The 721-nt window shown below is 43.6% G+C and carries 1 protein-coding gene; it reads left to right on the forward strand.

Features of this window, described 5'->3' with window-relative positions; translation table 11 throughout:
• Nucleotides 1-177: 177 nt before the first annotated feature.
• On the forward strand, nucleotides 178-721 hold a 544-nt coding region (locus R7Q09_RS25495; RefSeq protein WP_318143858.1), incomplete at its 3' end, for a YdcF family protein.

The raw sequence follows: 721 nt of genomic DNA on the forward strand, positions 1-721 counted from the left end.
TATCGAAAATCGACAGCATAATTGACTTCCTTCAGCAATGAACCTTTCATAGGTCTCTAGAACAATGTTGTTAACTAGATGTTAATGTCTGTAAGGCGGTTGGCAAAGAAGATTTTTGTAACTATGCCAAAGACCACACAACAGTGACTTTGTCGCAGGGGAAATTGAGAGATAAGTATGAAGTTAGGTAACGTGGTCATCGTACTAGGTAAGCGATTGGTTAATAACCAATTGAGTGCCGAAGGCATCTCGAGAGTCGAAGCTCTAGCCGCTAAGATCCGCGAAATGCCAATGGAGAATACTGCTCTCGTATTTTGTGGTGGAAAAACGCAAGGACAAAGCATTTCGGAAGCTGACGCTATGTATGCATATTTTCAGACCCTGAATACGTCGCTGGCCAAGCCTTTTTCGACAAGCCAAACTCTGCTTGAAAATCGCTCTTTGAATACGTTTGAAAACATGCGAAATGCAGCGAAAGTTCTGTGTGAAAGCGGTTTATTTCCGTTACCGTCTCAAGCGGCGGTTGAGGTCATTTTGCTATCAAATGCCTATCATCTTGAGCGCATATTAGAAATTCAAACGCTAATGGATGAGCAAGGCTTACTGCGCGTGCTCAAATCTCAATGTGCGTCCGTGGGTTTAGACTTACACATTTCTCTAGATATTCAGAAGCACATTAGCGTGCCATACCCACATCAAGGGCCACAGGCAGAAGCGTTTC

Source organism: Vibrio sp. 2130-1 (assembly GCF_033339515.1).